The organism is Streptomyces sp. Isolate_45, assembly GCF_024721315.2.
GTDB lineage: Bacteria > Actinomycetota > Actinomycetes > Streptomycetales > Streptomycetaceae > Streptomyces.
In genome coordinates, this window is sequence record NZ_JANFAK020000266.1 from 1 (window position 1) to 6,939 (window position 6,939).

At 74.8% G+C, this 6,939-nt stretch carries 2 protein-coding genes and 1 pseudogene; all 3 read left to right on the plus strand.

Translation table 11 applies throughout. The features are described 5' to 3' along the window. The first annotated feature begins 40 nt into the window (after positions 1-40). Positions 41-5,296: an AAA domain-containing protein gene (locus NOD94_RS39375; RefSeq protein ID WP_281211052.1), complete on the plus strand. Its 5,256-nt coding sequence runs from the start codon at positions 41-43 to the stop codon at positions 5,294-5,296. 331 nt (positions 5,297-5,627) lie between these two features. Next, the gene (locus tag NOD94_RS39380; protein ID WP_281211053.1) at positions 5,628-6,545 is read left to right on the plus strand and encodes a helix-turn-helix transcriptional regulator; all 918 of its coding nucleotides are present in this window, start codon (positions 5,628-5,630) and stop codon (positions 6,543-6,545) included. A 138-nt stretch (positions 6,546-6,683) separates the two neighbouring features. Then, positions 6,684-6,939: pseudogene (locus NOD94_RS39385) on the plus strand (hypothetical protein); the annotation flags it as partial.

Sequence of the window (6,939 nt, forward strand, 5' to 3'; positions counted from 1 at the left end):
CGCGCCCGAGGCCCGCGGGTCCGTCCCCGTGGTCGCCCGCGTGCCCCTCGCGGACGCGACAGCGGCGCCGACCCCCGTGCGCGGCGTGCCGGCCGGGACCGCTCCGGCCACGGCCTCCGACCAGGACAAGGTCCGCCAGATCTTCCGCTTCCTCGCCGCGGCCGAGGAGTCCCGCACCCGGGCCGTGCGCACCCTCGACGGGGCCCAGGGGACGGTGTGGTTCGCCGACCTGCCCGACGGACCCGGCATCGCCTCCGTCCTGGAGGGCCCCGTGGCCGCGGACGAGGCCGCCTGGCTCACCGTACGAAGGCCCCAACGCGCCGAGCCGCCGCTGCCGTCGAAGCTGCTCGAACCCTGGGTTCCCGCTGACGGGATCCGGGACTTCACGGCCGAGCACCCCCCGCACCTGCGCCGCCGCGTCGAGCCCGCGGCCCAGCGTTCCGCCGGCGGCATCCAGCTGCGGAAGGCGTACCTCGAACTCGACTCGCACCCGGACCGGGCCAAGATCGAGAAGCAGTACGGGACGTGGGAGGCCGCCTGGCGGCAATGGGCCGCCCGACGCCGCGAGGCCGAGCCCGGCGTCAGGCTCTACGACCGCCTCCACAAGATGCACGAGGACGCCGCCAACCTCGGCGAGTCCTACGAACTCGTCATCGGCTTCGGGCGCCTGACCTGGCAGTCCCCGGACGGTCAGCGCGTGGAGCGGCACCTGCTCACCCACCGGGCCGTCCTGCGCATGGACTCCGGTACCGGCACCCTCTCGGCCGCACCCGACACCGGCGCCCCCGGCTTCCAGCTGGAGGAGGGCATGCTCGACGCCGAGCAGCACGTCCAGGGCCTGGTCCGGGAGGAGATCCGGGAGGCCCTCGAACGCGCCGCGGACGCCACCGAGCCCGAGCAGCTGGACGAGCTGGAAACCGCCCTGCGCAGTTGGGTCAACGCGGCCCACAGCGCGGGCAGTTACCTGCCCGGCGACGAACGGGTCACCCCGCACACCCTCGCCGTGCCGGTCGTCGGGTTCACCCCGGCGCTCGTCCTGCGCGAGCGGACCCGCCGCTCCACGCTGGAGGCGCTGAACACGATCGCCCGCCAGGTGGACGGCGGCGCGCGCCCCACCGAACTGCTGCGCTACGTGGCCGGGGGCGACGGCGCCCGGACCGCCGGCGACGAGCCCGAGGCCGACGGCCGGCCGGCGGAGCTGTACTTCGCGCTCCCCGCCAACGAGGAACAACGAACCATCGCGGAGCGACTGCGCGGCAACCGCCTCGTCGTCGTCCAGGGGCCGCCGGGCACCGGCAAGACGCACACCATCGCCAACCTCGTCACCGACCTGCTGGCCCAGGGCAAGCGCGTCCTCATCACCAGCCACACCCCGCGGGCCCTGCGCGTGGTCCGCGACAAGCTCCCCGAATCCGTCAGGGACCTGTGCGTCAGCCGGACCGAGGACGGCACCAGTGCCCAGCGGGAACTGGAAGCCTCCGTCCAGACGATCCTCCACCGCTTCGCGGGCTACGACCCGAGGGCCGCGCAGGACGAGATCGACCGGCTCGCGGCCCGGCTGGCCAAGGCCCGGCGTCGGCAGACGGCCCTGATCGACGACCTGGGCGTCCTGCGCGACCAGGAGACCCGCCGGTTCCCGCCGGAGATCGGCGACTACACCGGCAGCCTCCAGCAGATCGCCGAGCGCCTGGCCGCGGAGGCCGGCCGGTACGAGTGGATCGGCCCGGTCCCCGCGAACCGGCCGGAACTCACCGCGGCCGGGGTCCTCACCCTGCTCCACGCGACCAGGGCCTACACCCCCGAGCGGCAGGCCCTCGCGGCCGAGGTCCCCGGGCCGGAGGAACTCCCCTCGCCGGGTGACTTCGACGAAGCCGTCGAGGGCGTGCGCGCGGCCGAGGAGGCGTACGAGGCGGTGCGCGGCGAACCGGTGGCCGCCGGATACGACGGGCTCGTCAACCGCCTCACCGCCGCGGAACAGCAGCGCCTCGGCGACGCGCTCGGAGCCTTCGCGGCCGCCCGGGGCGAGGCCGTCGCCAAGGCCGGGGCGCTCGGCGACCCGGGACGTACCGCCCTCGCCGACGTGCTCGGCGGCCGGGACCACGAGGTGCGCTCCCGGCACGCCGCCGCCACCGAGGCCCTGACGGCGGCCGAGGAGGCCCTCGGCGCGCTCGGGAGCGCCCTGGTGTCCGGTATCGAGGGCTTCGCGCCCGCCGACGCGCTGAGCCTCGCCACCACCCTCCACGACGCCCTCGGGCAGGGCCAGAAGCTCCGCGGGCCCCTGGGGATCCGCACCAAACTGGCGAAGACGGTGGGCCCGTTCGTCGAGCAGGTCCAGGTGGACGGGCGGGCCCCGGACACCGTGGACGGCGCGGCGCTGGTCCTGGCCCGGGTGCGGCTGGAGCTGCGCCTGGCCCGTTTCGAGGGCGACTGGTCGGGGCCGCGGACGCCCTGGACGGGCCACGCCCCCCGGCTGGCCGCACTGCGTCAGGAGATCGAGTTCCTCGGAGCGCTGATGCGGGTGGTGTCCGCACGGGCCGACGTGCTCGCGGTCGCGGCCGTCGTACCGGAACTGGCCCACGCCGCCTGGCACGAGCCGGCCACGGAATCCGCCGTGCGCAGCCTGTTGCGGGTCGGCGAGACCCTGCGGGCCGCCGAGCGCCCGCGACGCCTGCTCGCCTCCGCCGCCGAGCTGCTGCGCCGGTGGACGGACCGGCCGGCGGCCGCCCCCGCGCTCGTCGCCGCCCGTGAAGCGGTCGGTGCCCGCGACCGCGCGGCGTACCGGGAGATCTGCGAACAGCTCGCGGACGTACGGGAAGCGGCCGCCCTGCGCTCCGCCCAGGTCGCGGCGAGGTCCCGGGTCGACGCGGCCTTCCCCGCGCTCGCGGGGCGGATCGTGGACACCGCCGAGGACTCCGGTTGGGAGCCCCGGCTGGCCGAGCTGCCCGAGGCCTGGGCCTGGTCGGCGTGGCGCGAGCGGATGGAGCGGCTGACCGACCCGGAGGCCGAGCGCACCCTGACCCTGGGCCTGGCCGAGGCCGACGACGAGATCCGGATCACGCTCAGCAAACTCGCCGCGGCCCGGGCCTGGCACGGGTCGCTGTCCCTGCTGACCGGCGACCAGACCACCGCCCTGAAGGCGTACCAGAACGCCGTCCGCCGGATCAAGGGCAAGTACCAGCACCGGTACCGGCGCGACGCGCAGGTTGCCCTGCGCGAGGCCCAGAGCGCGGTACCGGCCTGGATCATGCCGTTGCACCAGGTGGCGGAGACGGTGCCGATGGACCGGCCGGGCCTGTTCGACGTCGTCATCGTCGACGAGGCGAGCCAGTCCGGTCTGGAGGCCATGCTGCTCACCTGGCTCGCCGACCGGATCGTCGTGGTCGGTGACAGCAAGCAGGTCAGCCCGTCCAACATCGGCCTGAGGCACGACGAGTACTTCAAGCTCCAGGACAAGCTCCTCACCGGTCTGGACCCGGCCCGCAAGGGCCTCTTCGGCCCCGAGAGCAGCTTCTTCGACCTGACGGAGGCGCTGGCCGCCGGCCGCGGCACGCTCATGCTCAAGGAGCACTTCCGCTGCATGCCGGAGATCATCGGCTTCTCCAACCAACTCTGCTACAACGGGGCCCTGCTGCCGCTGCGCCAGTACGGGGCCGACCGGCTGCCCCCGATGCGCCGGGTCCACGTCGAGTCCGGCGCGACGACCGGCCTGAACACCAAGCTCGTCAACACGGCCGAGGCGCGGGCCCTGGTGGACGCCCTGGTGGAGTGCTGCGCGGACCCCGCCTACGCGGGCCGCACGATGGGCGTCATCAGCCTGCGCGCAGCCAAGGCGCACACGCAGGAACTGGAGAACCTCCTGGCGACCTCCCTCTCCTACGAGGAACGCGAGGCGCGCCGGATCCGCGTGGCCGACGCCGAGGGCTTCCAGGGCGACGAACGCGACGTCATGTTCATCTCCTGCGTCAACTCCGCCTCGACGGAGTCCGGTCGGGTCCCCGGCGGGTACAGCGGCAAGAGCTACGAGCAGCGCGTCAACGTCGCCGCGTCCCGGGCCCGGGACCAGGTGTGGGTCTTCCACAGCGCGAAGCCGGAGGCGTTCCACGAGAACGACCTGCGCCGCGAGTACCTGGACCACCTGTCCCGGCCCGCCGAGGAGGCGGAGGCCGAGCTCGTCGGAGAGGTCACCGCCGACCAGCGCCACGAGGCCTTCGAGAGCCTGTTCCAGCAGCGGGTGTACCGGGAGCTCGTCTCCGAGGGCTACCGGGTGCGCCCCCAGTACCGGGTCGGCCGGCACGCGATCGACCTGGTCGTCGAGGGCGGGACGCAGCGGCTGGCCGTCGAGTGCGACGGCGACAGCTTCGCTGAGGGCGAGGACGCCTCGACCGTCGCGCAGCGCCAGCGGGATCTGGAACGGGTGGGCTGGACGTTCGTCCGCGTCCGCGGCAGTCGCTTCCACCTCGACCGGGACCAGGCGATGGCCCCGCTGAGGGAGGCGCTCGTACGGCTGGGCATCGACCCGGTACGGGACGAGCCGGCGCAGGCCGGGCCGCAGCCCGTGGGCGAAGGCGCGGCCTGCGCCGAGGGGTCGGTCGACGGGCCGGTGGATCCGGAGCCGGTGACGCCTGAGCCGGTGGATCCGGAGCCGGTGACGCCGGCTCCGGTGGCGGAGGAACGGCCGGAGGTCGTACCCGGAACGGCCCAGGAGCCGGTGGCCCCCGCGCAGGCGGAGCTGTGGCCCGAGCCGTTCGTGTCGGTCGAGCCGCCCGTACCGCCGGTGCCTGCCGTGCCGGGGCCCGCCAAGCTCGGCGGGTCGATGACGTACCGTCAGAGTTCGTCCTTCCCGGTGCGTTCGGTGGCGCCCGCCTGCTACCGCCGTGTGCTGGTCGAACTACAGCTGCTTCGAGCCGAGTTGGCGCGCGCGGACGAGACGCCCGTCGATGCGGATGCTGCCAACCTGGTCTTCCTGCGCAAGACGCGGAACGACCGGAGGGCCCGCCGGGAGCGCCGGGTCACCCACCTCCAGGCGTTCCTCGACGCCGTCTCGATGGACGGCGACGCCGGGGAGCCGAAGCTCGTCGTCCCGGGCGCGCTGCTCACCCTCGAACTCGACGGGGAGGACGACGGTTCTCCCTACGTGGTGGCGGAGTTGGCGGCGGGGGAGGAGACCACCATCTCGCCCTCCTCGCCGCTGGGCCAGGCCCTGATGTGGCAGGCCGTCGGCCACGAGGTCGAGTACTCCGGTCCGACCGGCAGGCCGAGGCGGGCCGTGGTCACCGGGATCCGCTCCGGAGGCTGACGGACGGCGCCGACGAGGGGGCGGGCTCATGGGCCGGGCCGACGGGCCGCGACCCGGTGGTGGGTGCCGGAGGCCGACCGGGGCGCCGTCGCCGCCCCGGGTGCACCGGCCGGCCGGGACGGGGAACGGCGGCAGCCACACCGCCACCGTGACCAGGACCGGGGCGGTCTGGGCGCGCCGGGGCGAACCGGCCGGGGCGGGCGGGGCGGGCGGCTCCTGCTCGCGGGCCGGCAGGGTGAGGGGCGGGGAAGCGGGGGATAGTCGTAAGGGGGCTCCGGCCGGTCCCGGACCGGACGGTCCTCCGTCCCCGGACTTGCATAGGATCTGCGACATGAACCGGACAGGGCCCAGGACAGAACTCGGCGACTTCCTGCGGTCGCGCCGCGCCAGGATCCGCCCCGAGGACACGGGAGTGGCCTCCTTCGGCGGCCGCCGCCGGGTTCCCGGCCTGCGCCGGGAGGAGCTGGCGCAGCTCGCCGGGGTCAGCGTCGACTACTACACGCGGTTCGAGCAGGGCCGCGCCGAGAACGTCTCCGAGTCCGTGGTCGCTGCCGTGGCCACCGCCCTGCGGCTGGACGCGGCGGAGACGGAGCACCTCACCCGGCTCGTGCGAAACACCGGCCGGGCCGCCTCCGGGGCGAACCCCGCGGCGGCGGCCGCCGCCGAGGACGTGCAGCAGGTCCGCCCCGGCCTGCGCAGGCTGCTGGAGGCGATGCCGGAGACCCCGGCCTTCGTCCTGGGCCGGCGCACGGACATCCTCGCCTGGAACCCGCTGTTCGCGACCCTGGTGACCGACTTCGCCGCGCTGCCGCCGGAGCGCCGGAACAAGGCCTGGCTGGTCTTCCTGCACCCCGAGGTGCGCGGCCGGTTCGTCAACTGGGAGACCAAGGCGCGGGACCTCGTCGCCTACCTCCGCTTCGACCTCGCCCGCCACCCGCACGACGCCCGCTTCGCCGCGTTGATCGAGGAGCTGGGTGATCGAAGCCCGGAGTTCGGGCCCATGTGGCAGGCCCAGGAGGTGGCGGAGAAGACCCACGGCGGCTACCACCTGCGGCATCCCCTGGTCGGCGAGTTCACCCTCGCCTACGAGAGCCTCAGCCCGCCCGACGATCCCGACCAGACCCTGATCACCTACACGGCGGAAGCCGGCTCGCCCTCCGAGGCCGCGCTGCGGATCCTCGCGGGCACGGTCTCCCCGGCCACCGACACCCCGCACCGGCCCGGCACGCCCAGTGACAGCCGCACGTAGCCGCACGTAGCCGTACGCGGGCCGCAGCGGTACGGCCCTTCGGACAAAGATCTTGACCTGTCCGCCGCGTGTCGAACTCGCCCCTTGATCGTTTCTTCAGCCGTAACCCTCATGTGGCTGCCGATCGGGAGGACCGCGGTGACGGCTTGGCAGTACTTCGCCGGGGCGGGCCTGGTGGCCGCGCTCTGCCCCCTGCACGGCCACGTGGCCGTCGCGGGCGACGGCAACGGTCGCGGCGCCCGGGTGGACGTGTGCGTGCCCGGCGGGACGGTGCGGCCCCCGGCCGGTCGGCCGCGGCCCGCGGAGCCGCCCGTGGCGCGGCCCCCGGCGCCGTCCCCGGTGACGCCCTCCCCCCGGGTCACCGTGTCGCCGTCGGGGCGGCCCACGGTGCACC

Coding starts and splice junctions, on each gene's coding strand:
- NOD94_RS39380 (WP_281211053.1), top strand. CDS start 5,628: ATGAACCGGACAGGGCCCAGGACAGAACTCGGCGACTTCCTGCGGTCG.